The organism is Citrobacter amalonaticus Y19, from assembly GCF_000981805.1.
GTDB classification, from domain to species: domain Bacteria; phylum Pseudomonadota; class Gammaproteobacteria; order Enterobacterales; family Enterobacteriaceae; genus Citrobacter_A; species Citrobacter_A amalonaticus_C.
Genome location: NZ_CP011132.1, coordinates 1,070,303 through 1,096,120 on the forward strand (window position 1 = coordinate 1,070,303; position 25,818 = coordinate 1,096,120).

The 25,818-nt window shown below is 52.8% G+C and carries 25 protein-coding genes and 1 pseudogene; 7 read left to right on the forward strand and 19 right to left on the reverse strand.

Annotated elements, in window-relative coordinates; all coding sequences use genetic code 11:
• Positions 1-33: 33 nt before the first annotated feature.
• The 9 genes from F384_RS04815 to F384_RS04855 all read right to left on the reverse strand — a co-directional run bounded on the left by F384_RS04815 (position 34) and on the right by F384_RS04855 (position 9,058).
• Complete coding sequence (locus F384_RS04815; RefSeq protein ID WP_226991627.1) at positions 34-1,338, reverse strand: MFS transporter; 1,305 nt, start codon at positions 1,336-1,338, stop codon at positions 34-36.
• A 69-nt stretch (positions 1,339-1,407) separates the two neighbouring features.
• Positions 1,408-2,271 (reverse strand): amidohydrolase family protein, encoded by an 864-nt coding sequence (locus F384_RS04820; RefSeq protein WP_046478818.1) that lies wholly within the window; start codon positions 2,269-2,271, stop codon positions 1,408-1,410.
• Positions 2,268-3,218, reverse strand: coding sequence for an aldo/keto reductase (locus F384_RS04825; RefSeq protein WP_046478819.1), 951 nt, complete (start codon positions 3,216-3,218; stop codon positions 2,268-2,270). Before F384_RS04825 ends, F384_RS04820 begins: the two co-directional genes overlap by 4 nt.
• 14 nt (positions 3,219-3,232) lie before the next feature.
• The gene (locus tag F384_RS04830; protein WP_046478821.1) at positions 3,233-4,387 is read right to left on the reverse strand and encodes a mandelate racemase/muconate lactonizing enzyme family protein; all 1,155 of its coding nucleotides are present in this window, start codon (positions 4,385-4,387) and stop codon (positions 3,233-3,235) included.
• Positions 4,388-4,391: 4 nt separating this feature from the next.
• Positions 4,392-5,429 carry an alcohol dehydrogenase AdhP gene (gene adhP, locus F384_RS04835; RefSeq protein ID WP_046478822.1) on the reverse strand — a complete coding sequence of 346 codons (1,038 nt, stop codon included), beginning with the start codon at positions 5,427-5,429 and terminating at the stop codon, positions 4,392-4,394.
• 12 nt (positions 5,430-5,441) lie between these two features.
• Positions 5,442-5,942 carry an RbsD/FucU domain-containing protein gene (locus tag F384_RS04840; protein WP_046478824.1) on the reverse strand — a complete coding sequence of 167 codons (501 nt, stop codon included), beginning with the start codon at positions 5,940-5,942 and terminating at the stop codon, positions 5,442-5,444.
• A gap of 1 nt (position 5,943) precedes the next feature.
• A complete protein-coding gene (locus F384_RS04845; RefSeq protein ID WP_046478825.1) occupies positions 5,944-6,876 on the reverse strand; it encodes a ribokinase in 933 nt (310 codons plus the stop codon).
• 58 nt (positions 6,877-6,934) lie between these two features.
• Positions 6,935-7,636 carry a deoxyribose-phosphate aldolase gene (gene deoC / locus F384_RS04850; RefSeq protein ID WP_046478827.1) on the reverse strand — a complete coding sequence of 234 codons (702 nt, stop codon included), beginning with the start codon at positions 7,634-7,636 and terminating at the stop codon, positions 6,935-6,937.
• A 297-nt stretch (positions 7,637-7,933) separates the two neighbouring features.
• Positions 7,934-9,058: a hypothetical protein gene (locus tag F384_RS04855; protein WP_046478829.1), complete on the reverse strand. Its 1,125-nt coding sequence runs from the start codon at positions 9,056-9,058 to the stop codon at positions 7,934-7,936.
• 392 nt (positions 9,059-9,450) lie between these two features.
• On the opposite strand from F384_RS04855, the gene F384_RS04860 reads away from it, so the two are divergent.
• From F384_RS04860 to spt, 4 genes are read left to right on the forward strand one after another with little or no spacing between them, the layout of a single operon-like run.
• Positions 9,451-11,184 carry a fatty acyl-AMP ligase gene (locus F384_RS04860; RefSeq protein ID WP_226991628.1) on the forward strand — a complete coding sequence of 578 codons (1,734 nt, stop codon included), beginning with the start codon at positions 9,451-9,453 and terminating at the stop codon, positions 11,182-11,184.
• Positions 11,181-12,095 carry an NAD-dependent epimerase/dehydratase family protein gene (locus F384_RS04865; RefSeq protein WP_046478834.1) on the forward strand — a complete coding sequence of 305 codons (915 nt, stop codon included), beginning with the start codon at positions 11,181-11,183 and terminating at the stop codon, positions 12,093-12,095. Before F384_RS04860 ends, F384_RS04865 begins: the two co-directional genes overlap by 4 nt.
• Positions 12,096-12,124: 29 nt before the next feature.
• Positions 12,125-12,385: an acyl carrier protein gene (locus F384_RS04870; RefSeq protein ID WP_046497751.1), complete on the forward strand. Its 261-nt coding sequence runs from the start codon at positions 12,125-12,127 to the stop codon at positions 12,383-12,385.
• Positions 12,372-13,544 carry a serine palmitoyltransferase gene (spt, locus tag F384_RS04875; RefSeq protein ID WP_046478835.1) on the forward strand — a complete coding sequence of 391 codons (1,173 nt, stop codon included), beginning with the start codon at positions 12,372-12,374 and terminating at the stop codon, positions 13,542-13,544. The genes F384_RS04870 and spt overlap by 14 nt, the downstream gene beginning before the upstream one ends.
• Positions 13,545-13,637: 93 nt before the next feature.
• Here the strand turns inward: spt and lptG are convergent, their stop codons facing one another.
• The 7 genes from lptG to F384_RS04910 form a co-directional block, all read right to left on the reverse strand.
• Positions 13,638-14,705 carry an LPS export ABC transporter permease LptG gene (gene lptG / locus F384_RS04880; protein WP_046478837.1) on the reverse strand — a complete coding sequence of 356 codons (1,068 nt, stop codon included), beginning with the start codon at positions 14,703-14,705 and terminating at the stop codon, positions 13,638-13,640.
• Positions 14,702-15,772: an LPS export ABC transporter permease LptF gene (gene lptF / locus F384_RS04885; protein WP_046478839.1), complete on the reverse strand. Its 1,071-nt coding sequence runs from the start codon at positions 15,770-15,772 to the stop codon at positions 14,702-14,704. The genes lptG and lptF overlap by 4 nt, the downstream gene beginning before the upstream one ends.
• Positions 15,773-15,783: 11 nt before the next feature.
• Positions 15,784-16,344: a YtfJ family protein gene (locus F384_RS04890; RefSeq protein ID WP_046478840.1), complete on the reverse strand. Its 561-nt coding sequence runs from the start codon at positions 16,342-16,344 to the stop codon at positions 15,784-15,786.
• Between the two features lie 52 nt (positions 16,345-16,396).
• Positions 16,397-17,221 (reverse strand): hypothetical protein, encoded by an 825-nt coding sequence (locus F384_RS04895; RefSeq protein ID WP_046478842.1) that lies wholly within the window; start codon positions 17,219-17,221, stop codon positions 16,397-16,399.
• Positions 17,218-18,555: a lipopolysaccharide biosynthesis protein gene (locus tag F384_RS04900; RefSeq protein ID WP_046478844.1), complete on the reverse strand. Its 1,338-nt coding sequence runs from the start codon at positions 18,553-18,555 to the stop codon at positions 17,218-17,220. Before F384_RS04900 ends, F384_RS04895 begins: the two co-directional genes overlap by 4 nt.
• A 111-nt stretch (positions 18,556-18,666) precedes the next feature.
• Positions 18,667-19,458, reverse strand: a complete 792-nt coding sequence (locus tag F384_RS04905) for a hypothetical protein (protein ID WP_046478845.1) — start codon at positions 19,456-19,458, stop codon at positions 18,667-18,669.
• An 11-nt stretch (positions 19,459-19,469) separates the two neighbouring features.
• Positions 19,470-20,213 (reverse strand): hypothetical protein, encoded by a 744-nt coding sequence (locus tag F384_RS04910; protein ID WP_046478847.1) that lies wholly within the window; start codon positions 20,211-20,213, stop codon positions 19,470-19,472.
• 172 nt (positions 20,214-20,385) lie between these two features.
• On the opposite strand from F384_RS04910, the pseudogene F384_RS28490 reads away from it, so the two are divergent.
• From F384_RS28490 to F384_RS04920, 3 genes and pseudogenes are all read left to right on the forward strand, one after another.
• Positions 20,386-20,577, forward strand: a pseudogene (locus F384_RS28490) (thymidylate kinase); the annotation flags it as partial.
• Between the two features lie 63 nt (positions 20,578-20,640).
• Complete coding sequence (locus F384_RS04915) at positions 20,641-21,621, forward strand: IS5-like element IS5 family transposase (protein WP_000019402.1); 981 nt, start codon at positions 20,641-20,643, stop codon at positions 21,619-21,621.
• A 158-nt stretch (positions 21,622-21,779) separates the two neighbouring features.
• A complete protein-coding gene (locus F384_RS04920; RefSeq protein WP_080949875.1) occupies positions 21,780-22,319 on the forward strand; it encodes an ATP-binding protein in 540 nt (179 codons plus the stop codon).
• 70 nt (positions 22,320-22,389) lie between these two features.
• Here the strand turns inward: F384_RS04920 and pitA are convergent, their stop codons facing one another.
• The 3 genes from pitA to F384_RS04935 all read right to left on the reverse strand — a co-directional run bounded on the left by pitA (position 22,390) and on the right by F384_RS04935 (position 25,785).
• The gene (pitA, locus tag F384_RS04925; RefSeq protein ID WP_046478874.1) at positions 22,390-23,889 is read right to left on the reverse strand and encodes an inorganic phosphate transporter PitA; all 1,500 of its coding nucleotides are present in this window, start codon (positions 23,887-23,889) and stop codon (positions 22,390-22,392) included.
• 351 nt (positions 23,890-24,240) lie between these two features.
• Positions 24,241-25,038, reverse strand: a complete 798-nt coding sequence (locus F384_RS04930; RefSeq protein WP_046478876.1) for an IclR family transcriptional regulator — start codon at positions 25,036-25,038, stop codon at positions 24,241-24,243.
• A 99-nt stretch (positions 25,039-25,137) separates the two neighbouring features.
• Complete coding sequence (locus F384_RS04935) at positions 25,138-25,785, reverse strand: bifunctional 4-hydroxy-2-oxoglutarate aldolase/2-dehydro-3-deoxy-phosphogluconate aldolase (RefSeq protein ID WP_046478877.1); 648 nt, start codon at positions 25,783-25,785, stop codon at positions 25,138-25,140.
• Positions 25,786-25,818 lie beyond the last annotated feature (33 nt).

Sequence of the window (25,818 nt, forward strand, 5' to 3'; positions counted from 1 at the left end):
CCGAGTGTGGTCTCGCCTGCAAACCGTTATTTTTTATTTAACTGATTTAATCGGTAATACAAAGAATGATGAAGCAAAGACAAAAATAATGGCGGCAATAAATAATGATGAATAATCATTATTAAATGTCGCGAGCAGCCAGGCCGATAATATGGGACTAAATGACTGCGGTAATACTGTCGCAATAGTCAGGATCCCCATATCTTTACCCGCTTGTTTACCGCCGCCAGGTAATACCTGAGTCATCAACGCCATATCAATGGAGGTATAGGCTCCGTATCCCAGTCCCATAATTGCGGCATAAATATACATACCGGTCAGGGTTGGCATGACCAGAGGAATACAGAGTCCCGCCGCCATCAGAATGCTGGAGAGAAAGACGAAAATTTTACGCCGCTGCAGCTTATCGGAGATGATGCCGGATACCAGACCGGAAAAGAGCAGGGTGGACAGCGTGATGACCGAGATGGTGCCGATGGCGTAGTTGGATTCTTCAACGCTTAAGCCAATGAAATCCTGAAGGATATACAGTTGATAGGTCACCACGCCCTGGTAGCCCAGGTACATAGCAAAGCGACCAAAGAATGCCCAACCGAAATCGGGATACTGGCGTGGACTGACCCAGAAGTTTTTGAAAAATGTTCCCCATTTGAAAGGTTCAACCGGCATATTTCGCGTTGAAGGCTCACGGTTAATCAGCACAAACGCAACACAGCAGGCTGCGATAGCCAGGGCAAATACCAGATAGCCTAACTGCAGATTCCACGCCAGATACCCGGCCAGGATGATGCCGACGGTTCCGCCCGCTGTTGAACCCGCACCGACGAAACCTGAGGCTATCCCTCTGTTTTCAGGTAAGAATCTGTCTGCCACGACGGTCGCGAGCGGTCCGTTCATACAGTTCAGCGAGACGGCGGCCATCAGCCAGAAAACCGCAATACCGGCGATGGTTGTCATCATCGAGATGCCGAAGATCGCCAGCCCACCGATTAACGCGCCACCGACAATGAAAGGAGAGCGGCGGCCCCATGTTGAACGGCATCGGTCGGATAATGCCCCGGCAATAGGTTGCGCAAAAATAGTAAACAACAGTGCCGTGGTCATCACGATGGCAAGGTTGTTAGCCTTATTGGCCGGATCGATTTGCGCGACATGGTTCGGTAACAGAACGGAAATGACGCCACAATATAAAGCCAGCAGAACAAAGAAATTGGCGAACAGGGAAGCCAGTAATATATTTTTCTTTTTCCCGGTGACCATGATATTGCTTTCCGGAGAGTCGGTTTGATGCGTGTCGGCAACCTTCCCGGATGGCAATGTGTTGGTATTATCAGACATGCTTATTTCCTCAAATTTTATTCAGTAGGGTAAAATGAAATAAACGACATCAGTGTAGATACGACGTTATTAACCTTTTTTGGCTTTTCTCAGGTAGATATCCCTGGCGTTATCCGCCATTATTGCGTTTATTTCCTCCGGCGACAGAGACGTAATGGCTTCAGTCACGCAATTCCTCCAGCGGGTGTAGCCTCCGGCCAGTTCAACAACCGGCCAGTCACCGCCAAATAAGCAGCGCTGCGCGCCAAATGTGGTGATAGCCTGTTGAATCCAGGGCTTCAGTTGTTCGGGTTGCCAGTTTTCCCAGTTGGCTTCCGTCGGTAGTCCAGATAGCTTGCAGACGAGATTGGGGAAGGTTGCCAGCGCCTTAATCCCTTCCGCCCATTCCTGCCATTCATTGCGAATGATGGCCGGTTTGCCCATATGGTCGAGGACCACGCGAGCCTCTGGCGCCCGTTCATAGAGCCATGTCATCAGGTCGAACAGGGCCGGAAGTTGCGCCGCTCTGACGCACATATCAATGACAAAGCCTTCTTCTACCGCCGCCAGTAAACCGGCGCGATAGTCTGCGCTGTAGAACCATTCCAGCGCTTCGTTCTGTAGAGAACGTCGGATACCCACCACGCGCGGAAGCTGTCGTAACTGGCGCAGATAAGGAATGACGGCGCTGCCGCACTCCAGAGGAGCCCAGGCGACAATACCTGCCACAGCGATCGGACTGTCATCAGCCAGTTGATTCAGCCAGTTCACTTCCTTAATAGCGTGCTCGGCGGCACAGTCGGCCTGAACCACAATCGCCGCGTCCGGGGCTCCGGCATGACGGGCAAGTTCCTGCGGCAAAAAGGCCCGGTTTAACGTCGGCAGATCGCCAAGCCAGTCATAGCGCAACAAGCACGGATCCCAGAGATGAAGATGACTGTCGAGCGTTCTCATTTCTGCGCTTTCCCTCCGTTACCTGGCAGCACATCCCAGCCGATATTGAGTACCGGTGCCATCAGCGCGTTAATGTTGTCCAGCAGTTCAGGATCGAGCGGTTGCTCAGACCAGCGGACGTTATCGAGCATATTTTCGGCGCTAGCTGTCCCAATGACGGTGGAGGCAATACCGTGCTCCGCGGCGGTCGTCAGGGCAAACTGCAGGGCAATTTGCGCAATGTTGACGCCGTAGCTATCGCACAGTTCAGACACGCTGCGACAGACGCGTTGGACATCGTCGTGGGCCGGATGCCAGTCTGGTGCCCCTGAACGGGTCAGCAGTCCCATTGAGAGAGGGGACGCATTAAGAACGCCAATTCCTGCTTCGTTCAACCGCTGCGCAACGGCGCCCAGTCGTCGATCCTGTAAAGTCCATGTGCAATAGGCCATGACGGTATCGACTTTCTGCTCGCAGGCGACGCGTTCGAGTAGCGGCAGATCGTATCCGGTGATGCCAATGTGGCGAACCACGCCGCTGTCCCGGAGTTCACGAAGCGTCGGCAGCGCCTCATTCAGCAACTGCGTCATATCGCCGTATTCAATGTCGTGACACTGAATAACATCAATGTAATCACAACCCAGACGGGAGAGACTTTCTTCCACGCTGCGTAAGGTGGCCTCGCGTGAGAAATCCCAAAGGCTGTCACCGTAGCGGCCCACCTTGGTGGCGAGGGTGTAACTTTGACGACGAACGCCCTTGAGCGCGGCGCCTAATGCCGTTTCGGCCTTCGTCAGCCCGTAATAGGGGGCAACATCAAAGTAGTTCACGCCATGACTCAGCGCGGTGGCGACCGTTTCATTGGCTTGCAGTTGGGACACCGGGTGATAGATGCTGCCCAGCGATGCCGCTCCCATCGCGAGAACGGGCACCTGAATGCCGGTATGGCCCAGAGGTACGGTTTTCATTTTTGAGTCCTTCATTATTGTTCGCGTTGTGGTGACTGGAGCGTCAGCCTTAGCCCGGCTCGTTCCGGTCTGACATGGGGGCCCTGGGCAATCGTCCAGCTTCCCTTATCGTGTTGTGACTGAATTGCCGTTTCATCAATGGAAATACCGAGTCCGGGCTCATCACCCAGCAGGATGCCGCCATTTTCTATGCGTTGATCTACCTGTAGACCCAACGGAAAGTTCAGATCCTGTACCTCGCAACTCAGATGATTGGCGACGGCGGCAGCGGCATGGGCGACGGGGTTAGCGTTGTAGCCGACGGGGCTGACCGGCAGGTTAAACGCCTGTGCCAGATTCGCCACGCGCAGAAAATGGGTGATCCCCCAGCACATCCCCGCCTGCAGTACATCGACCGCCTGTTCTTTCAGCAACGGCAGGTACTGTTCTATGCCCGTCAGGTTTTCTCCCGTCGCCACCGCGCAGGTGACCTGCTGGCGAATTGCGGCGTGACCGGCGGCATCCCAGCGACGGACAGGTTCCTCAATCCAGCTCAGATCCAGCGTTTCCTGCAAACGGTTGATGTAGCGGACGGCCTGTTTGCTGTTCATTGATTCATTGACATCCAGCATCATGACCGGCGAAGGAGTGTTGCGCAGATAAACCTCTCTGACCGCCGCAAAGCGTTCCCGGTCCTGCTCAACGTCCAGCCCGCCTTTGAGCTTGAACGCGCTGAATCCCCGATCGGCAAAACGTTGATGCAGTGCGACCAGCGCATCCAGCGAGAGTGGGTAATCCAGTCCGGATGCATAGCCGGGAACGAATCCACGTCTTGCGCCAAGCTGCCGCCAGAGCGGTTCTCCCGCGCACTTTGCTTTCAGATCCCATAAGGCCATGTCGACAACGCCAATAGCGCCAAAGGTGTTACCGGCGTGACCACTCTTGAAAACCCAGGCCAGCATGCGATCGTAAAGTGCCGTTACCGCACGGGGATCTTCACCTTCAATGGCCGGAAAGACGCGTTCGATGTCGGCATGTCCGCCCAGACCGATGCCGGTTACCCCTTCGTCTGTTTCCAGCATCAGAATGGGCACTTCGGTCACCCCGGACTCGATGGTGCCGTTGACATCACCAATCGGTCTCTCCCAGTGATGCCAGGTCGTTAGCGTACGCCAGCCTGTAATTTTCATCGTCTCACTCCTCTGTGTGCTGCACGGTACGTAAATCAATCACCATTCTTCCCTGGATTGTGCCGTCGTCCATCTCCTTGAAAATGGTATTGAGCTCCTCCAGTTTTCGGGGCTGTACGATGGGGCGAACGCGGCCGGCAAGCGCATGCTGGAAGGCTTCTGCCAGATCCTGACGGGTTCCTACCAGGCTACCGACAATCTGGATGCCATCAAGAACCGTCTTGACGATATTCAGCGAAAGCTCGCCGGCAGGAACCGCCACGCAAACCACTTTACCGCCAGCCCTGACGCTGTTAACTGCCTGATTAAAGGCCGAGCGCGCCACCGCCACCACAATCGCCGAATGCGCACCACCGCCCGTCAGTTCATGAATACGTGCGGGAACATCCTCTTTACCGGGGTTAAGGGTGATTTCTGCGCCGCTTTCTCTGGCCAGCGCCAGTTTGTCATCCTGAATGTCAATGGCGATCACGCGGGCATTGAACACATTGCGGGCAAACTGGATAGCCATATTGCCTAAACCGCCCGCGCCCCAGATTGCCAGCCATTGACCCGGACGGACTCCCGAAACCTGCGCCGCTTTGTAGGTTGTTACACCCGCGCAGGTAATGCTGCTGGCGACCAGAGGATCAAGACCTTCCGGGACTTTCACCGCGTAGTCCGCTTTGACGATGCATTGCTCGGCCATCGCGCCATCAACGCTGTAACCGGCATTTTTTACGTTGCGACAGAAGGTCTCCCGCCCGCTGACACAGTATTCGCATACGCCACAGCCCTCGTAAAACCAGGCAATACTGACGCGATCGCCTACCTTCAGACTGGTCACGTCGTCGGCAATCGCGCTGACAATCCCGATGCCTTCATGTCCGGGGATGCGCCCCGGTACCGGGCCAAAGTCACCCTGCACAACATGTAAATCGGTGTGGCAGACACCGCAACATTCAACGTTGACCAGCGCTTCGCCGGAGGCTAACGCCCGAACGGTCTGATGGCGAAATTCCACTTTGCCCGGCTGTGCCTGGCTGATTACCGCTGCTTTCATCATCCTGTCCTGTCAGTTAAGTTCCGGTACGATGTTGTCGACAATACGCTGGCGTCGCGCAACATAGGCGGGGAGCGGCTGTACGCCAGACGCATCAGTGAACCAGGCAAACGGATCGGTGCTGGCGACAAGGGCGAAGTTGGCCCAGGGCTCGAACGAGCCGGAGCGAATGATTAGCTTCGCCTGATGGGCAATGTCGTGGCACAGCGTTTCATGGCTCGCGGCGAAAAACGCCGCGCCAGAACCGGTGTAGATCGTTTGCACATCGCGGTACAACTGCGGGTGGCAGTCACGGACTTCGCTGGCAAAATGCACCTCTTCAACAAAGAGTTCCTTACGCAGCACGCGCAGGATCTCCCGGACGTCAATCTGACCAGGCCAGAAACCCAGGTCTACCCGGTTCGCGTGCGCAGGAATCGGGAATCCCGCATCGGTAACCAGAACGATATCGGTGTGGCCTAAGGAGGCTAAGGCTGCGGCAAGCTCGGGGTGTAAAATTCTGTCGGGTCTCATGTCAGGAATTCCTTCGGCTCAGGTTGAATTGCATCCAGGTATCGACATCGCTGCGATATTTATAAGAGGGAACCGTTTCCCAGTCAGAGCAGCACAGCGCCGCCGTGGCGTTGGCGAACAGAACCGCTTCGTTGACGGGTTTACCTTCGTCAAGCGCGACAGCAAGGGCGGCGTTGAAACTGTCACCTGCACCATTGCTATCGACGACCTCAACCAGACAGGGCGGTATCTCCAGCGTGGTGTCAGAAGTGAAAACGGCTGCACCCGCTTCACCCAGCGTCATCACCACATAGCGGCATCCCGTTTCCAGTAGCCTGTCGGCGACCTCGCGGTTACTGAGCGGATCGTCCGGAGCCAGCCCCAGCGCGACACGGGCTTCCGTTTCATTAGGGGTCAGGAAGTCAACCGCGCTCAGATCGCGTCCACGAAGATCCCGGGCAGGTGCCGGGTTGAGAAGGGTTGTCTTACCCAGCGCTTTGGCCTTTCTCAAACCGTAGAGGGCCGTTTCGAGCGGAATTTCTAACTGGGTTAACACCACGTGGCTATTTTTAAGTTGCAGCAGCGCATTATCGACAAGGGCAGGGGTAAAGAGCTTGTTGGCGCCCATGTCCACGACAATGACATTGCGTCCTTCTTTGTCCTTAATGATCAGACCCGCCCCCGTAGGCAGTTCGGTGGTCAGGGTCAACGCATCAATATTGATGCCTTCCTCCTGCATCAGTTCGATGAACTCATTACCGAAGGTGTCATTTCCCACCACGCCGCTATAGGCGACATCGGCCCCTAAGCGCGCGGCCTGAACCGCCATATCGGAACCTTTTCCTCCCCATGTCTGGCGAAAGTTATGTCCGATCAGCGTTTCCCCGGCGAGCGGGATACGTTCAGCGGTCATGACCAGCGCCTTTGCGTAACTACCGAGAATAAATACACTCATCACATACTCCTTAAATTGTGCAGGGCGTCGTGCCGCTGCTACCAGCGGCACTTTTCGGTTAATAAGCGTTAATGTCGCCTACCAGTCCTTTGACCAGTTCAGGACCGGAGCTGGTCCCGACTAATTCAGCACCCGCTACGAACATCTCTTTCATTTTCTCAATCGTATTCACTTTACCGGAGACTTTGACCCGACAAGGTGCCTGGATATGAGCTTTGAGAAGTCGCACATCTTCTACCGTCGCGGCGCAACCGCCTTTGCCCCAGCCGCTTGACTGTTTCACCCAGTCAATACCGGCTTCATAGGCATAACGAGTGGCTTTGATTTTCATCGCCTCCTCGGTGATGAAACCAAATTCCAGCATGGCTTTGACTTTCATTCCCAGGTCATGCGCAACATGGGTGACTTCCTTCAGCTCCCGGAAATACAGTTCATCCTCGCCCCCCAGCAGAAAACCTGGATTGGGTGGGAAATCAAACTCATCGGCACCTTCTTTTGCCAGTTCTCGTACGACGGCTACTTTCATGGCCGTCGTGTCGTTAGCCTGCGGAAAGTTCACGGTTGTGGCGACACGAACCCCTGTACCTTTCAGTACTTCTTTAGCAAGGGAGACCCAGCAGGGGGCAATCATTGCGGCATCAAACTGGTATTCCATGCAGATATTCAGATGCTGGATCAGACCGTCCCGGGTTAAATCAGGATTGACGTTCGTGAATTGAATAGCCTTGGCAACCTGGCGTGGGTCATTAAAATCGATCATTTACTGCGACTCCTGTTAGCTGAAAAAACATACGTTATGGGCTAAGACTTACTTTAGGGAGGAGGCAGAAAATGTGTGATAGGCAAGAATCCCGGCTATATGGACAGAATTTTCAGGGTGATATTTTTGCGACATCAGTCGCAATTTCGCAGCGCTGGAAGCCAGCAGAAAAGAAGGGGGAATGGTACAGAATCCGGTTTTTAGGCGGGAAAGCGCTATTGTTAACCTCGGTATCAACGACTATCCACAGCAGGAAGCATGGAGGAGAATCTGCGCACCTTCTCCTCCTGGGGGCGGTCAGAGCTGTTTTTCGTACAGGCGGTAGCGCTTATAGGCAACCCCGCCGATGCGTTCCAGGATCGTGCGCATTCCGCTGTTGGATTCCAGAATCCAGGACATCTCGAGTGCGTCGATGTGGTGTCTGGCAAACGGTTCGCGTAACGCCTCAATCAACAGCAGAGCCATGACCGGGCCGATACGACTGAACTGATATTCCTGACGTACGCCCATCAGCGGCACCCGCGCGGTACGGACGCCGCTCACTTTCAGCCGCCAGAGCAGTTTGGCCCAGCCGAACGGCAACAGCCGACCGCTGAGATCGGCGATAGCCTCATTAATATTCGGCAGGCCAACGATAAACGCGCAGGGGACGGAATCTATCTCAGCGATGTAAATCATATCGTCCGGGACAAGGAACTTGAGCTGCTCACCCATGGTGGCGAATTCGTGTTCCGTGAAAGGGACAAATCCCCAGTTGTGCTGCCATCCAGAATTAAAAATTTCTCGCAGAACCTGCATCTCTTCACTGAAATGCTGGCGATTGATGCTGCGGATGGTCACCTTTTGACGCACCTGATCCATCAGTCGGCCCAGCGACGGCGAGAAGTATAAATCTGTCCGTTGCATCCAGTAAGCCAGAAGATCAATACCTTTTGTGTACCCCAGTTCTTCGACCCGGGAGCCATAATAGGGTTTACCGTGCGGCATCAGTGCGCAAGGGGGCGTCGCGAAGCCATCAACCAGCAGGCCGCTTTCCTGGTTAATGTTCAGGCTGAAAGGACCCGTTATCTTTCGCGCCCCGGCAGATTTTAGCCATGCTTCGGCAGCGGCAAACAGCGCGCTAAAGACCTCGGGATCGTCGATGGCGTCGATCATGCCAAAATGCCCGGTATCCTCGCCGTACAGCCTGCGATGCAGGGTATCAATCTGCGCGGTTATTCGCCCGACCACTCGTCCCTCTTTTTTTGCTACCCATGCCTGCCAGGTGATATGTTCGGAACCTGGATTTTTTGCAGACAGATGCTCAGTGCGTTCAAATTTCAAGGGGTCGATCCAACAGTCATCAGCACAATAGAGTGAGGAAGGGAAAGAGATAAAGGTGTTGAGGTCATGTTTATTCATGACTTTTTGTATCTGAATCATAAACAGCCCTAAATAAAAAGTGCAGAAATAAACATAATTACATTTATTATCCTGCGATAACGTCGACGTCCGAAAACGGAGAAAATTATTGAATACCTGTTTCTCTCTTTTACCACTTTATGCGGTTGTCGATAAAACAGGAAGATAAAACGTTAAATAATGCCGCTGATGGAATCTGATAATAATTTTTTGTGTTGATAAGTAAGTTATATATATACGTGAAGAATATTATTTCCATCAAGATTGAAATGCTGTTAATGATTTATAATGGTGATGATTTTTTTCCAAAAAAAAGAGGTGCTGTTTAAGGGCTATTTAATTTATATTATCCTCTGCCGATTATTTATTTCGTATATCCAGCAATTCTAAATTCAAACATTTTCATGGTGTATATGTCCAATAGAATATCAACTCATTCTCTTCCTATGCGTTATGCTGATTTTTCAACCCTGGCGGAAGCTCTGGACTATGCCGCTCTGGGAAATGCAGGAATGAATTTTTATGATCGACGCAATCAGCCTGAAGCTGTACTGGAGTACCGTCAGCTAAAACGGCGGGCAGAAGCCGGGGCTCGGCGGTTGCTTTCGCTGAATCTCAATAAGGGCGATCGTGTCGCGCTGATTGCGGAAACCAGCGTGGGTTTTGTCGAAGCCTTTTTTGCCTGCCAGTATGCGGGCTTAGTGGCGGTACCGCTGGCCATTCCGATGGGCGTCGGGCAACGCGATTCTTATGCTGCGAAATTACAGGGCCTGTTAGCCAGTTGTCAGCCTGCGGCCATTATCAGCAGCGACCAATGGCTGTCACTGATAAATGTTGTCAACGATCATGGGGCGGCAATCCATATTCTCAGCAATGCGCAATTTAACGCGTTGCCGGAAAAGGATATCGAACTGCCACTGCCGTCGCCGGACGATATTGCCTACCTCCAGTACACCTCTGGCAGCACGCGCTTTCCTCGCGGTGTCATCATTACCCACCGTGAAGTGATGTCGAATTTGCGTGTGATTAGTCATGATGGGATCAAATTGCGCGACAGCGACCGCTGCGTGTCCTGGCTGCCCTTTTATCATGACATGGGGCTGGTGGGCTTTCTGCTGACGCCTGTGGCGACTCAACTCTCCGTGGACTATCTGCGCACGCAGGATTTCGCCATGCGTCCGCTGCAGTGGTTGAAGTTAATCAGTCAGAACCGCTGTACCGTCTCCGTGGCGCCACCTTTCGGCTACGATTTATGCTTGCGTCGCATCAATGACAACGAACTGGCCGGGTTGGATCTCTCCTGCTGGCGTGTTGCCGGGGTGGGGGCTGAACCCATATCTGCCGGGCAACTTAATCAGTTTGGTGAATGTTTCCAGCGCGCAGGATTTGACAGCAAGGCCTTCATGCCGTGCTACGGACTGGCTGAAAATGCGCTGGCGGTGAGTTTTTCCGACGAAGCGTCGGGTACCCAGGTGAATGACGTTGACCGCGACATCCTCGAGTGCCAGGGCAAAGCGGTTGCGCCAACGAAAAACACCCGGGCGATTTCCACCTTTGTGAATTGCGGCAAAGCACTTCCGGGTCACCGTATTGAAATTCGTAACGAAACCGGGAGCCCGATTCCTGAACGAGAAGTAGGCCATATCTGTATATCCGGTCCGAGTCTGATGAACGGCTATTTTCAGGATCCGGTTTCGCAAACGGAAATCCAGTCAACGGGTTGGATGGATACCGGGGATCTGGGCTATCTACTGGATGGCTACCTGTATGTGACGGGACGTATAAAAGATCTGATCATCATTCGTGGTCGGAATATCTGGCCTCAGGATATTGAGTATATTGCCGAACAGGAACCGGAAATTCACTCTGGCGATGCGATAGCGTTTGTGACGTCCCAGGAGCGGATTATTTTACAAATCCAGTGCCGGGTCAGTTGTGAAGAACGTCGCGCGCAGATAGTCCACAGCCTGACGGCAAGGGTACAAAGCGAGTTTGGCGTTTCTGTCAGTATTGAGCTGTTGCCGCCGCACAGCATTCCGCGAACATCATCCGGGAAACCGGCGCGGGCAGAAGCGAAAAAACGCTATCTGAACCTCTTCGGCGAGACGCTAAATTCACCGATCCCCGTGTCGGGCTATGCGCAATGAATACCACCGTTGCGGTGACCGGCGGGACCGGTTTTATCGGCAAACATATCATTGAGAGTCTGCTTTCCCACGGTTTTACCGTTCGGGCGTTAACCCGAACCATTCGTCGCAATGCGGGCGAAAATCTTGTCTGGATCCGGGGTTCACTGGAAGAAAGCGAGACGCTGGCACAGCTGGTCGCCGGGGCGGATCACGTCGTCCACTGTGCGGGGCAGGTTCGAGGACACACAGAATCAATCTTCACCCGGTGTAATGTTGACGGTAGCGAGCGACTGATGCAGGCCGCAAAAGAGAGCGGCAGGTGTCAGCGCTTTTTGCTTATCTCGTCGCTTGCGGCGCGTCACCCTGAACTCTCCTGGTATGCTAATTCCAAGTATGTCGCTGAACAGCGGCTCACGGCGATGTCCGCCGGGATTGCGCTGGGGATTTTTCGCCCTACGGCGGTGTACGGTCCCGGTGACAAAGAGTTAAACCCGTTGTTTCGCACGATGCTGCGTGGTTTCCTTCCGCGATTTGGCGCCGCCGATACGCGATTGTCATTTTTGCATGTGAGTGATTTGGCTCAGGCTGTCAGTCAATGGCTCATGGCCGAGCGGACGCCGGTTTATCCTTATGAGTTATGCGATGGCGTTGCCGGTGGCTACAGCTGGCAACGTCTTCAGGAAATTGCGGCCGCAGTGCGTAAGAGACCGGTCAGGACCGTGAGCATTCCGCTGCCGTTACTGACATTGGTTGCCGATACGAGCACGTTAATCAGTCGGTTTGCTGGGAAAGAACCGATGTTGACCCGCAGTAAAGTTTGCGAATTAACCCACTCGGACTGGTCAGCAAATAATAAATGTCTCTGCGAAAAAATAAATTGGTTTCCCCGGGTGAGTTTGGAATCTGCGTTACGCCAGGGGCTATTTTGATTATTTAGATTACAGGTATGTTATTTTCTATGTTAAATCATGAAGAAGTAATGGATTACACCCTTCACTGTCTACAGGGTATGGTTGAAAGCGGTGTGGATATCCATCCTGACAGCGATCTGGTCAATGATCTTGGGCTGGAATCAATTAAAGTCATGGATTTATTAATGTTGCTGGAAGATAAATTCGATATTTCTATCCCCATTAATATTTTGCTGGATGTCAGAACACCTGCGCAATTAATGGAAGCGTTAATCCCTTATCTGGAGAGTATTAATGAGTCTTTATGATAAATTCTCGCGCCTTGCCAGCGAGCGGGAACAATTTCGAATGACGGGGGTTAACCCATTTGGCACATGTATAGATGAAGTGTTTTCTGCAACGGAAGGGCGGATTGGCAACCAAAAGATTATTCTGGCGGGTACCAATAACTATCTGGGACTCACTTTTAATGCGCAGGCGATTGCTGAGGGGCAGGCAGCATTAGCTAACCAGGGGACGGGAACGACCGGTTCGCGGATGGCGAACGGCAGTTATGGACCGCACTTAGCGTTAGAACAGGAGATTGCCGCGTTTTTTGGTCGGTCGTCGGCCATTGTCTTCTCCACGGGCTATACCGCAAATTTAGGGATAATCAGCACGCTTGCCAATCATAATGCGGTGGTACTGCTGGATGCTGATAGCCACGCCAGCATTTATGATGCCTGTACGTTGGGCGGCGCAGAAATTATCCGTTTTCGCCATAACGATGCGAAAGATCTGGAACGACGTATGGTGCGCCTTGGTGAGCGCGCCAAAGACGCCATCATCATTGTCGAAGGCATATACAGTATGTTGGGCGACATCGCGCCACTGGTCGACATTGTCGACATCAAAAAACGGCTGGGCGGTTTTTTGATCGTTGATGAAGCACACTCTTTTGGCGTGATGGGCGCGACGGGGCGGGGACTGGCGGAAGCGATGGGGGTAGAGCAGGGTGTCGACATCATTGTGGGAACCTTCAGTAAGAGCCTGGCTTCCATTGGTGGTTTTGCCGTAGGCGATCAGGGCATGGATGTTTTGCGTTATGCCAGTCGCCCCTATATTTTTACCGCATCGCCTTCGCCGTCGAGCATTGCAACCGTTCGTTCGGCGTTAAAAACGATCGCCGCACAACCGGAGTTGCGCCAAAAGTTGTGGGATAACGCAGTGCGATTGTATGAAGGGCTTGAGAAACTGGGTTATGAGTTGAGTTCGCACATCAGTCCCGTGGTTCCGGTTATTATCGGTACCAAAGAAGAGGGGTTGAGTGCCTGGCGCGAACTGATTGCTGCAGGCGTTTACGTGAATCTCATTTTGCCACCGGCAGCACCCGCCGGGATTACGTTGCTACGCTGCAGCGTTAATGCTGCACATACCGACGAGCAGATTGACATGATTATTCAGGCATTTGCGCAGCTAAAAAAATGATGCTCTCTCCCCGCAGCGGATATTTTTCCTGAAAATACCCGCTGCGGTTTCTGAATCTCCAGCCCATCGTACTGCCTGCTAAATGTTGTGATATCAGGGCTGGCGATCGAATCGAAAAACAAGAATTAGCGCCACCACCAGCAGCAATGCCGGGGGTACCAGCGTTGTCATCTGCACGTTAAGAGAATACAGCAATCCCAGGTTGGCGATGATCTGGTCGCAGACGTAAGTCAGCAGTCCAACGACCACGCCAGCGGCTAAGCGACTCCCCAGTCCAGGGGCGCGGGGCGCGCTAAAAGTGAAAGGGATTGCCAGTAAAATCATCGCCAGGATCAACAGCGGATGTCCCAACTTCTGCCACAACGCCAGCGTAAATTCGAGGCTGGGTTGACCCGTGTTCTTCAGGTAGGAAATATAATGACTGAGTTGCTTAACTGAAAAGCTACTGCCAGGTAAGGTGAGTTCCTGCAGGCTCATGCCTGCAAAGAGAGATGGCCATGCTACGTTTTCTTTCGCCTCTGTGGTCTCTTTACCGTTGGCCCACTCTTTTTGATTTACACCTTTAAGCAGCCAGATTCCATTATCTGAAATGGTCGCTGTTTGCGCATAAATATACCGTTGCAGCGTGTGGTCCACCCGGTAGTAAAACAGCTCAATGCCGACTGGCTGGCGCTGTTCGTTCAGTGATTTCACCGTTACAAACTCATTGCCGCGGCGGGCCCACAGAATATTTCCCGCCGTATCCTGGCTGGTATAGCGCGTTTTTATCTGCAATGCCCGCTGTTGCAGTGGCGAGGCAACCCATTCATCAATGGCGCCGAGGGCCACGGTCAGCATCAGTCCTGCGCTAAGCGTTACCATGGCTATTCTGAAAATTGAATAACCCGTGGTGCGTATTGCGATTAATTCCCCGCTTTTCGACAACTGTCCCAGCCCAACGATACCGCCGATCAGCGCGATAAACGGGCCAAGATCGATGAAGGTTCTGGGCAATGTCATCAACACGACCATCACGGCCTGCGTCCAGCGATATCCGTCAGGACTCACATCATCGAGTTCGTTGATCAGATTGAAGGTGGTAAACAGGGGAAGCAGTAACCCCGCGGCAGCCGCAAATCCTAAAGAAAGATTGCGTATTAAATAGCGGCTGAAGAGATTCATCGACGAATTTTCCACAGCAGAGTGCCGTCGCGGATCAGCAGAAGAAACAAGCCAACCAGCATGAGCAGGGGAATCAACCACAGGCCAGGAATCACGGGCAATGCGCCGTTGGCAACCAGCGTGCGGCAAATGTTGCCGCCATAAAAAATGATGACGAATAAGAGCGTGAGCGGGGTAAGCGTAGAAAACCGTCCCTGGCGTGGCCTGACGCGGCTTAGCGGGATCGCCAGCAGCGCCATTAGCAATGTGCTGACGCCACGGCTTTCCCGCCATTGCAGTTCCGCAGTATCAGCAGGTGCAGAGGAACGAAAGAGCGTTGCGACAGATTTCGCCTTGCGTTTGACCTCGTCATTCTGGTCGAACGGCTTCAGGTTCAGTCTGAGATTACGAAAAACTTGCTCGCTATCATCCCGGCCCTGGTGCGCCAGAACATAGGCGGTACCGGTGTGCAACATCACCGTGGGGGTCGACGGCGACGGGTCGACAACCTCAACACCGCTGGCCCTGAAGATACTGGTCTTATTGCCAGAGGAGGTATAAATCAGCGTATCGATGAGATGATTCGTGTCGGGATCAATCTGCCGGGCGAGGATCATCCGCCCGCTGTTGTTGATATTAAACTTTCTTGCCTGCAGATGACGGACATCCAGCTCAGACTGCGACTGTTGTTCTAGCTGATAAATTTGCGAGTAAGCCCAGGGTCTACCGTACAGTGACAGTAGCGTCACCAGAATACTCAAGGGAACGGCGAGGTACATGACGGCGCGATAAAGGCGTGAAGGCGTAGCACCAGAGGCGGATATCGCCGTGATCTCCGAATCGGTATACATTTGACCCAGGGTGACGCCGACGGAAACGTACAGGCCAACCGGGAGCAGCATCTCCAGCGCAATCAGTACCTTGTAGAAGACAACATCCAGCACGACGTCCAGGGCTAATGTACCGTTTGCCGCTTCGGTCAGGTAGCGCTGCGCGCAATAGCTGGCGAAAATAAAGATCAGAAAACCTACCATGGTCACGACCAGTCGTTGAATACCGGTCATGATGTAGCGTTCAATTAATTTCATCGCGAGCCCGGCTATTCATTAACCATCTCTTGTACCATCGCGATAACCTGATGCACCTCTTTCGGCGTCAGATCGCCATCCTTTGCCCACAGAACGCGGCCCTCTTTATCCAGCACCAGAATGGTCGAACTCATCTCATTGAGTTGCCAGGCACTGCGCCCCAGTCCGCTGCTGTCGATGATAAATTGCGCCCACGGGTAGCGGCGTTTGTTTTTTTCTATTTTGCCGAGCACGAAGAAACCGGAGCCAAAGATCACATCGTCTGTATTCACGATGGTGGTGGGCTGAAAACGGTCCTGGGGAAAATTGGCGGCTTTTACGGCCTTAATCAGCATTGAGTTTTTCTTTTTTGCGGATTTTCGTCCGGCAATGTACTGAACAATGCGCACTTTCCCCGCCAGTTCGCCGCTATTCCAGGTTCGATAGCTAAACGCATCGTGATTATCCAGCAGCAATTCGCCGCGATCCGTAATGGCGACCGGCTTGACCGGTTGGCCTTCGACAAAGTTATGCGCGAAGGCCAGCCAGGGCGAGAGCAGGAATGAAGCAATCAGTAATTGACGTAGCAGCATCGCAGATCCTTTATGTCGCTGAGTCAGAATAGGGAATCATGTGCAGCCCGACCTACAGAGGATAACGGGTGAGCAATTGTTCTATACGCTCGCGAATAGCGCTATCCAGTACGCCTGGCGCGTTGTACGGTTTTCTCATTTCCATCGCATCGGTCACCATCTCATCATGCTGGTCTCCCATCAGACCATTAATCGCGGCCAGAAAGCGGGAGACGGCGCGAGCATCGTGATTGTCCGGATAGAGAGAGCGTAACGTGTCGTAATAAGAAACCTGCTGACTGATGATTTTCCGCATGGCATGAAATTCACTGCCCGTCAGTTGCGGTCTGGCAATAAATTCTCGCAGCGTGCGCATTTGCGCCTGACAATAGGCCATAAATTCGCTTGCTGTCTCTGGCTGACTGTGGCGCAGGGAATACTGGACGATTCGCCAGACGGGGAGGCTCAGGTAAATACGCAACTGCCTTCCATAAGTGGCAGTAATCGTTTTATTCCCGTTACGAAATCCGTCCTGGAAGTGACCGAGAAAAACGGTGGTTTTGCTGAATAAAAAACCTGACCGGTGGTTTTTGCGGTAGAGTCGCTGAGCAAAACGTAAATGCTTATAACGCGCGCGAATGTATTTGTATTGCTTCCGTTCGCTGTCTGACAGTTCGCCGCCTTGTAATGGCTTCAGTACCAACTGCAATAAGTCCTTTCGGGTAAAACCATCCTCCCAAAACTGCAGGCACAGATCATAACAGCGGCGGATATTGACGTCGGTGCAGTCGATCGGCACACGCTCCGGCAGTCTAGCGTTGAGATCAACAATGTCATCCTCTTCCACCGCCACAAACAGGCGCTGGAGAACGTCAGGTGAGAATTTTTCGTGCGTCATGAGTGAGTCTCTTTAACCGCTGTATAGGGCAACCCACGGCGATGGCGGTAAGCGTGTAGCGTCGGGATCAAGGAAAGCAGTACATCCAGGCACTGTCCGGCGAAGTAGGCAAACGCAGCGCCGACCACGCCAAAGAGATGCGACAGCCCCGGCAGCAGGACAATGTAGGCAATGGAGGCGATAGTCTGTGCGGTCAGAAAAGCCCGCTGTTTGCCGGACATGAGCAGCAGCGATTCCTGGGGAAAACCCAGCATCGACACAATAATCGCGCCAAGCATAATCTGGATAAGGTCATATGCCTGCAGGTATTTAACGCCAAAAACCAGCGAAATGAGCGGCTTACCGACAATGATCACAGCAAGTGCGACGACGATGCCGATCCCACCGGCCAGCAGCGCCGATTTCATTCCCAGTTGCCACGGCTTTTTGCTGCGCGGATCTAAACGCATCACTTCGGGGTAAAAGCTCTTGGCGAGTAATTGCGCTGGCGTACCTGTTGCATCGAAAAAGGTCATTGCGATTTTAAACAGCCCGGCGGCGGCAGGGCCAAGAACGATACCCACCAACACCGTGCTGCACGAGTTTCGTGCAGACCAGATAGTGTGGGCAAAGTTGGTGGACCAGACAAAACTCCATGCGCCCGGAAGGCGGCGCGCCGATTCGAACAGGCACGGGCGCAGCGCGCCGTGAATGTCCCTGCGGCGCAGTTCGCGCGCGGCAAACCACCAGTACATCGTGCCGCCGATTAAGCTGGAGGCGTACCAGGCGATCACGAAACCAGCAAAGCCAAAATCACCGAAATAGGCGATAACGCTGCCGAGTGCGCGCAGGAAAGGTTTGGTCGCCTGCTGAATGGCGATCAAATCAAAGCGGTTTACCGCCCGTAATATTCCCGTCGGGGTCGATGAGGCCATTGAAGGGATCAGCGTGCAGTACAGCATTGCCAGCCAGAAGTTGTCGGCATCGAGGCCTAATGAATGCGAAAGAAACGGCAGTAATCCCATCCCGCAGAGGATCGCCGCCGCACCGCTGGCGATATCCAGGCTAAAGGAAAAAGAGATCACATCGCGAAACTGCGGCAGGTTATTGCTTTCCAGCGCGGGGGTACCGTACTGAACGACCAGTTGCCATGTCTGGAATTTGGCAAAATCGCTAATGGCTTTGGTATACGACTGAATGATGACCAGTACGCCGAACATTGCCGGCGTCACCCCTTTACCCGCGCAGGAGAGCGCCAGTAAACCCAACAGCGCGCTCACCACATTGCTGGAGCCTAAATAGGCGCTGTTACGAATGATGGTGCGAAACGCGCCATCAGCAAACCACTTTTTCATGGGAGAAAACCCGTCAGATCCGGTTAATCAACACTCAGCAGGAGCAAACCCGCCCAGGATAAAATCTCAGGCTGGCGAATTGTGCAGCGCCTGAGTTCAGTGATTCTTTCTTTATAGGTGCTCCCTGATGTCGGGCTGGACGCTGGCGTGATGTGCGAAAACGCGCTTGCGCTGAGACTCCTGGGCCGCAGCGGATGCGGCTGCCAGCGCTTTTTCCAGCACCTCGCGGTAGGGGGCTCTGGAATCCAGACTGAGAATTGTTGAGCCGTTGTAGGTGATCTTCACCATGACGTCGATTTTGTCGCGCAGCTCGTTGTAGTCGTGGTCAGGCTTACGGGAAAATGCGGTATCAATATCAATATCCAGACGAATGATGAGTTCAGGACGGTATAACGCCATTTCCTGATACAGGCGGGATTCGCGTTTCGCCATGCGGGTTTTCACCCAGCCCGTCGCGCGCTCGACGCCAATACCCGGTCCGTCGTAATGGAATCCGGAAATTTCGGCCTGAGGGTAGCGATCGCTTATCACCAGAACGCCGCTTTGCGCCAGCCGTCGCGCCTTGCGTAGGTTAGCCATCCGACGCACAGAGAACCCGTACATAATTAACGCCGCCCAGAGTGCAGGTGCCCGGGTACTCATGCTCTGCGTTTTTGATGATTTCACCGCCAGTCGCCGTTCAAGCCACGTACCGATCAGCGGCAGGCGCTTGATTTTGTCGCCATCTTCTCCGGAGACGAGCCCCAAATAGCGACGTTCGGTCACCCACTTCTTTTGCAGATTTTTAACCAGATCCGCCGTCAGCGTGGATTTGCCTGAGCCATCGCAGCCAACCACGGCAATAAGTCCTTGAATGTATTCCGGCAACGGCGCGTTCAGGGGGGGGGAGTTCTCTGTTTCCATGTCGTTCCGTCTTAAAAAGGACTCTCAAATCCGATCCGGTGATCGCGAAGAGAAGTTTGAATTGAACGTAATGATTCAATCAGAATTTTTTCCGCCGGTTCCCGACCGTTCAGTTCGAGGATAGGGGCCCCATTGAACGTCAGATGCGGGGTGACCATGATCTTCTCGTGGAGAACGGGTTGCGGATGGTCAGGCTTGCGCGAGAATGCGGTTTCTTCATCGATATCCAGCCTGATCAACAGCAGAGGCCGCCAGGAGGCCATCCACTGGTACAACTGGAGTTCGCGGGCTTTCAGGAGGCGCACCCACCAGTTGCCGTCAGTTGTTTTGGCCAACTGCGGCCCGTCAAAGCGAAACCCAGGTACTTCCGTCTGGGGGTAACGATCGACGATGAATAATGTGCCTTGCCGACTCTGGATTAGCATGTTGCGGAATTTATATGCTCTCCAGCAGGAGAGCAGGAAGATCACCAGCGCCGTTATGTTTCCTGGCGGCGACGAGGGGCGTTGGTGTACACGCGCTGCTTTTGTCCGCAGGTAACGACCTACCGACGCCCCGATGACGGGCAAATGTTCAATCCATTCACCAATACGACCAGAAGACTGCCCGAGATAAAGCTGTTTTGTCGGCAATTGTGATGCCAGGAGAGGAGTCAGACTGGCAGCCAGGGTTGATTTACCTGAACCATCGCAGCCGACTATGGCAATCACCCGTACAAAAGGGGGATTAATAGTGGGAATAGTATATTGACTCACGAAAGATCCAGTTTAAATAAATGGCGGTATATTAGCTGTTGTGCGCTAAGAATATCTGTTCAACAAAGTTGTGACAATATCTAATTGTCGTTTTAGTATTAATAGATATATCCAAAAGGATATCGCGGTAATAAAGTATTCATGATAAGGATTTAAGGTTGAGGGTATATTTATGGTGTCAATAAAACCTCCGTTAATAGCCGTTATTGGCAGCGATGGGTCGGGGAAGTCAACGGTTTGTGAACATCTTATTATCTGTTTGCAGAAATATGGTCCTACAGAAAAAGTGCATTTAGGTAAACAAGCAGGAAATGTGGGGCGTGCTGTGGTTAAATTACCGTTAATGGGAAATTCATTAGGGAAGGTGCGAACAAGTCCCTGATATGAGATCATGTTTGTCATCTGGAGCCATGGAACAGGGTTCATCATGAGTCATCAACTCACCTTCGCCGACAGTGAATTCAGCAGTAAGCGCCGTCAGACCAGAAAAGAGATTTTCTTGTCCCGCATGGAGCAGATTCTGCCATGGCAAAACATGGTGGAAGTCATCGAGCCGTTTTACCCCAAGGCTGGTAATGGCCGGCGACCTTATCCGCTGGAAACCATGCTACGCATTCACTGCATGCAGCATTGGTACAACCTGAGCGATGGCGCGATGGAAGATGCTCTGTACGAAATCGCCTCCATGCGTCTGTTTGCCCGGTTATCCCTGGATAGCGCCCTGCCGGACCGCACCACCATCATGAATTTCCGCCACCTGCTGGAGCAGCATCAACTGGCCCGCCAATTGTTCAAGACCATCAATCGCTGGCTGGCCGAAGCAGGCGTCATGATGACCCAAGGCACCTTGGTCGATGCCACCATCATTGAGGCACCCAGCTCGACCAAGAACAAAGAGCAGCAACGCGATCCGGAGATGCATCAGACCAAGAAAGGCAATCAGTGGCACTTTGGCATGAAGGCCCACATTGGTGTCGATGCCAAGAGTGGCCTGACCCACAGCCTAGTCACCACCGCGGCCAACGAGCATGACCTCAATCAGCTGGGTAATCTGCTGCATGGAGAGGAGCAATTTGTCTCAGCCGATGCCGGCTACCAAGGGGCGCCACAGCGCGAGGAGCTGGCCGAGGTGGATGTGGACTGGCTGATCGCCGAGCGCCCCGGCAAGGTAAGAACCTTGAAACAGCATCCACGCAAGAACAAAACGGCCATCAACATCGAATACATGAAAGCCAGCATCCGGGCCAAGGTGGAGCACCCATTTCGCATCATCAAGCGACAGTTCGGCTTCGTGAAAGCCAGATACAAGGGGTTGCTGAAAAACGATAACCAACTGGCGATGTTATTCACGCTGGCCAACCTGTTTCGGGCGGACCAAATGATACGTCAGTGGGAGAGATCTCACTAAAAACTGGGGATAACGCCTTAAATGGCGAAGAAACGGTCTAAATAGGCTGATTCAAGGCATTTACGGGAGAAAAAATCGGCTCAAACATGAAGAAATGAAATGACTGAGTCAGCCGAGAAGAATTTCCCCGCTTATTCGCACCTTCCTTAGGTAAAGCTATTGAGCGTAATAAAGTTAAAACGGCCAAAAAATTACCGGGTCCCATACCTGCATTAGTGATTATGTCTTTCGTTGCGCGCCGGTTATTGCGTTTTCGTCATATGCTGGCGTGTCGACGTCGTGGGTTAATTGTATTAACCGATCGATACCCCCAGATACAGATCCCCGGCGCTTATGATGGCACGGTGTTTCCTGCCAATGCGGGCGGAAGCCGCTTCGTTTCCTGGCTTGCCGAACAAGAACGCTCGGCGTTTCGTTGGATGGCCAGTCATAAGCCGGATTTAGTGATAAAACTGAATGTTGATCTTGATGTTGCCTGTGCGCGTAAACCCGATCACCGCAGAGAAGCGCTGGCAAAAAAAATAGCGATAACGCCGCAACTCACTTTTGGCGGCGCACCGCTGGTCGATATTGATGCTAATCAACCGCTGGATGCTGTGCTGCAAGATGCGGAAAAAGCGATAGCAGAGTTTATGACAGCCCGTGGCTACCATCAGCGTGCCAGCCATCAGGCCTTACCTGGTTTAACCCCTCAATAAGCATTTATGCCCAGTCTGGCTAACTGGGCATTTTCACACGTATCTCGCTTCAACTGTGCCGTCAGTTGGCTCAAAGAAGTTGCAGGGAAACCCAGTACAGACATCCCGACAGCAGAATCGCCGCAGGCAGCGTAAATACCCATGCCATCGCGATGCTGGTGACGGTTTTTCGCTGTAATCCTCCACCGTCGACAATCATCGTTCCCGCTACGGCAGAAGAGAGGACATGCGTAGTAGAAACCGGCATCCCGATATAGCTGGCAAGACCAATTGAGATTGCCGCTGTGATCTGCGCGGACATCCCCTGAGCATAGGTCATGCCTTTCTTACCAATTTTTTCGCCAATCGTGGTTGCTACGCGACGCCAGCCAATCATGGTTCCTGTGCCCAGCGCCAGCGCGACCGCCATGATTATCCAGACTGGCGCATACTCAATCGTGCTCAGCATATCAGTCTTCAGTTTCTTCAGCAGTTGCACATCGCTACGGTTGATATCCGGCAGTTTCACCACTTTATCCGCCGTATCGGAGATGCACAGCATGATGCGTCGAAGCTGACTGCGCTGTGGCACGCTTAATGTGTCGTAACTTCCCAGGTTGGCAGGCAGCAGTGTTTTGACGCGAGCAATGGCATCCATCGTGTTCGCCGGGTGGCAATGAAATTCCGTGGTCGGTGCGGTCTCTGCCGCCGGTGTGGCAAGCGGTTGAGCGTTGTCGGCAACCTGTTTTAACCCATCGGGATGTTGCAGGAAGTAAACTTCAAGATTGCTGACGGCGTCGCGGGTGCGGCTGATTTCGTAACCGGATGCGCTCATGTTCACCACGAATCCGGCGGGTGCTATCCCCACCAGAACCAGCATCACCAGGCCGATCCCTTTCTGACCATCGTTCGCCCCGTGAGAGAAGGCCACGCCAGCCGCGGAGACGATGAGCGAAATACGCGTCCAGAACGGCGGCTTCTTTTTCCCGCCCTTTTTTTTCCGTTCTTCAGGGAGACGATGGATGCGATCGCGTTTTTTGGTTCCGCTCCAGTAGCGGCGCAGCAGGAAGATAAGGGCGCCTGCAATCACCATTCCGACAACGGGAGAAACGATCAACGATGCAAAGATATTGACCACCGCCGGGATGTTTAGTGCGTCCACTACCGAGGCTCCCGTCATTAGCGCGTTGGTTAACCCGATACCAATAATCGCGCCGATCAGGGTATGGGAACTGGAGGCGGGTAAACCGAAATACCAGGTCCCCAGGTTCCAGATAATCGCCGCCAGTAACATAGAAAAAATCATCGCGAGGCCATGCGACGAGCCCATGTTGAGCAGTAAATCCGTGGGGAGCATATGCACAATGGCATAGGCGACGCTGAGTCCGCCCAACAAGACGCCAAAAAAGTTGAAGACCGCAGCCATTATCACCGCCAGTTGGGGTTGCATGGCACGGGTATAGATGACGGTCGCAACCGCGTTGGCGGTGTCGTGAAATCCGTTAATCGCTTCGTAAAACAGAACAAAGACCAGCGCAAGTAAAAGCATCAAGCTGGTATATAAATCCAGACCAGCAAATAAATGTAGCATAGAGAATATCCCGCCATTTTGAGGAGACGAATGGGCGCATTATCATTGACTTTATTATTTCGGCAAAGTGAAATATCACTTTTTTGGATGCGCGTTCAAGATTGCTTTATGTGTCCAGAATAAATTAAATTGCAGTCGTATAATTTATCTTCAACATAAAAATAATAATGATGAATTGATTTGAGATATTTGTTTTGTGAATGCGTATTCGTGATTGCAGTGTGTTATTGATCAACGCGGCGGTCGCCCATTACGCACAAAGAACGGCTATTATTCTGACGACAGGAATATCCAGTTTGTCCGCCTGAGGGGTTTCTGTCAGGCGAACTGACGGTGACGTTATTCACTCATTTATTCACTCATATAGAGTGACTTGCCTCGATAGCCAATTCGGTGTGAAAGTTCCAGCGCGGCGGCGGCGATCATTTTACCCAGCACCTCAATTTTTTGCCGATCGTCTTTCACTTTGGAAAATAAACTGGCCACGCTGATGGCCGCGCTAACGTGTCCGTGGAGGTTGTACACTGGCGCGGCGAGACAAAAGACTTCGCTGTTATGTTCCCTGTCATCGACCGCATAACCCTGCTGTCTGGCCTGGGCGAGTATCGACATAAACTGTGCTTCATCGGTGATGGTATAGGGGGTAACGGGACGCAGGCCGCCGGTTCTTTTTAGTATCGCGCGCACTTCATCATCGGGCAGGGTGGCGAGAATGGCTTTACCCAGGCCGGTGCAGTAAAGCGGATTACTGGAACCAATACGTGCCGAGGTTCTGACGGAATTGGGGCTTTCAACCTTGTCCAGGTACACCAGTTCATCTTTATTGAGAATCGCAAGGAAGGCCGTTTCGCCTGCGCTTTCAACCAGATTCTCCAGCGTCGCGTGGGCGACATCGCGAAAAGGCGTTCTGTCGAGATAGTGAGCGCCAGTCTGGAACAGCTTCATGCCCAGCCTGAACGTTTTTTGCTTTTCGCTGGTCTGCTCCAGATATCCTTTTTCCAGAAGGGTATACAAAATATCAAACGTCGTACTTTTCGGGATGGCCAGAAATTTGCTGATCTCTGAAATGGTGAGATCTTCTTTGCTCTGCGCAACCAGCTCCATGATTTCCAGTGCCCGCGCGACAGAGCGGTTAATCTTCTCAGACACGTTCTTCCCTCACTGTAGTTTTAATGAGCCGCAGTATAGCCAGGCGGACTTCATGAACACAATGAAGGAAAAACGTGCAGGGCGATATGCCTGTGTCATTTATCGCTGCTTGTTATCGCGAAAAGCCCGGATAAATGCCTCTGCCTGATGGGTGATTTTTTCCCATTCGCCGTCTTTTACCCACTGTTTGTTTGTCAGCGCGCTCCCGACGCCGACAGCAAACGCGCCTGCTTGCGCAAAGCTTGCCGTATTTTCAAGCGTGATGCCGCCCACCGGGATCAGCGCGAGATTATCCAGCGGCCCCTGGATCTCTTTCAGATAATCGATGCCCAGGCTGTTTGCCGGAAAAAGCTTCAACAAATCGACGCCCAGGCGACAGGCCTGGAGGATTTCCGATGGCGTCATCACCGCCGGGATCATCAGTCGCTGCTTCTCATGCACCATAGAGACGACGTCGGGATTGAAATCGGGCGACAACACGAAATCAGCACCGGCATCGATAACCAGTTGTGCCATGACGGGATTGATGACGGTACCCGCACCCACCTTCATCTTGTCTCCCATTTCCGTTTTTAGCGCGGTGATACTTTCCAGATAACGTGTGGAATTGCACGTCACCTCTATCACCTCAACGCCACCGGCATATAACGCTTCAGCCAAAGGCAAAACAGATTCAGGCTCGATACCGCGCACGATTGCAATCAGTCCGGTCTGTTCTATAGCGTGAATAACGCGATGTTTAATCATTGATAACCTCTGTTAAAAGTCAGGGAGATGTCC

Coding starts and splice junctions, on each gene's coding strand:
- F384_RS04840 (WP_046478824.1), bottom strand. CDS start 5,942: ATGAGACCCGACAGAATTTTACACCCCGAGCTTGCCGCAGCCTTAGCC.
- lptG (WP_046478837.1), bottom strand. CDS start 14,705: ATGAATCTCTTCAGCCGCTATTTAATACGCAATCTTTCTTTAGGATTT.
- F384_RS04860 (WP_226991628.1), top strand. CDS start 9,451: ATGTCCAATAGAATATCAACTCATTCTCTTCCTATGCGTTATGCTGAT.
- F384_RS04905 (WP_046478845.1), bottom strand. CDS start 19,458: ATGGAAACAGAGAACTCCCCCCCCCTGAACGCGCCGTTGCCGGAATAC.
- adhP (WP_046478822.1), bottom strand. CDS start 5,429: ATGAAAGCAGCGGTAATCAGCCAGGCACAGCCGGGCAAAGTGGAATTT.
- F384_RS04935 (WP_046478877.1), bottom strand. CDS start 25,785: ATGATTAAACATCGCGTTATTCACGCTATAGAACAGACCGGACTGATT.
- F384_RS04820 (WP_046478818.1), bottom strand. CDS start 2,271: ATGAGAACGCTCGACAGTCATCTTCATCTCTGGGATCCGTGCTTGTTG.
- F384_RS04845 (WP_046478825.1), bottom strand. CDS start 6,876: ATGAGTGTATTTATTCTCGGTAGTTACGCAAAGGCGCTGGTCATGACC.
- pitA (WP_046478874.1), bottom strand. CDS start 23,889: ATGCTACATTTATTTGCTGGTCTGGATTTATATACCAGCTTGATGCTT.
- F384_RS04915 (WP_000019402.1), top strand. CDS start 20,641: ATGAGTCATCAACTCACCTTCGCCGACAGTGAATTCAGCAGTAAGCGC.
- F384_RS04865 (WP_046478834.1), top strand. CDS start 11,181: ATGAATACCACCGTTGCGGTGACCGGCGGGACCGGTTTTATCGGCAAA.
- F384_RS04855 (WP_046478829.1), bottom strand. CDS start 9,058: ATGATTCAGATACAAAAAGTCATGAATAAACATGACCTCAACACCTTT.
- F384_RS04890 (WP_046478840.1), bottom strand. CDS start 16,344: ATGCTGCTACGTCAATTACTGATTGCTTCATTCCTGCTCTCGCCCTGG.
- F384_RS04895 (WP_046478842.1), bottom strand. CDS start 17,221: ATGACGCACGAAAAATTCTCACCTGACGTTCTCCAGCGCCTGTTTGTG.
- F384_RS04815 (WP_226991627.1), bottom strand. CDS start 1,338: ATGTCTGATAATACCAACACATTGCCATCCGGGAAGGTTGCCGACACG.
- lptF (WP_046478839.1), bottom strand. CDS start 15,772: ATGAAATTAATTGAACGCTACATCATGACCGGTATTCAACGACTGGTC.
- spt (WP_046478835.1), top strand. CDS start 12,372: ATGAGTCTTTATGATAAATTCTCGCGCCTTGCCAGCGAGCGGGAACAA.
- F384_RS04900 (WP_046478844.1), bottom strand. CDS start 18,555: ATGAAAAAGTGGTTTGCTGATGGCGCGTTTCGCACCATCATTCGTAAC.
- F384_RS04830 (WP_046478821.1), bottom strand. CDS start 4,387: ATGAAAATTACAGGCTGGCGTACGCTAACGACCTGGCATCACTGGGAG.
- F384_RS04870 (WP_046497751.1), top strand. CDS start 12,125: ATGTTAAATCATGAAGAAGTAATGGATTACACCCTTCACTGTCTACAG.
- F384_RS04825 (WP_046478819.1), bottom strand. CDS start 3,218: ATGAAAACCGTACCTCTGGGCCATACCGGCATTCAGGTGCCCGTTCTC.
- deoC (WP_046478827.1), bottom strand. CDS start 7,636: ATGATCGATTTTAATGACCCACGCCAGGTTGCCAAGGCTATTCAATTC.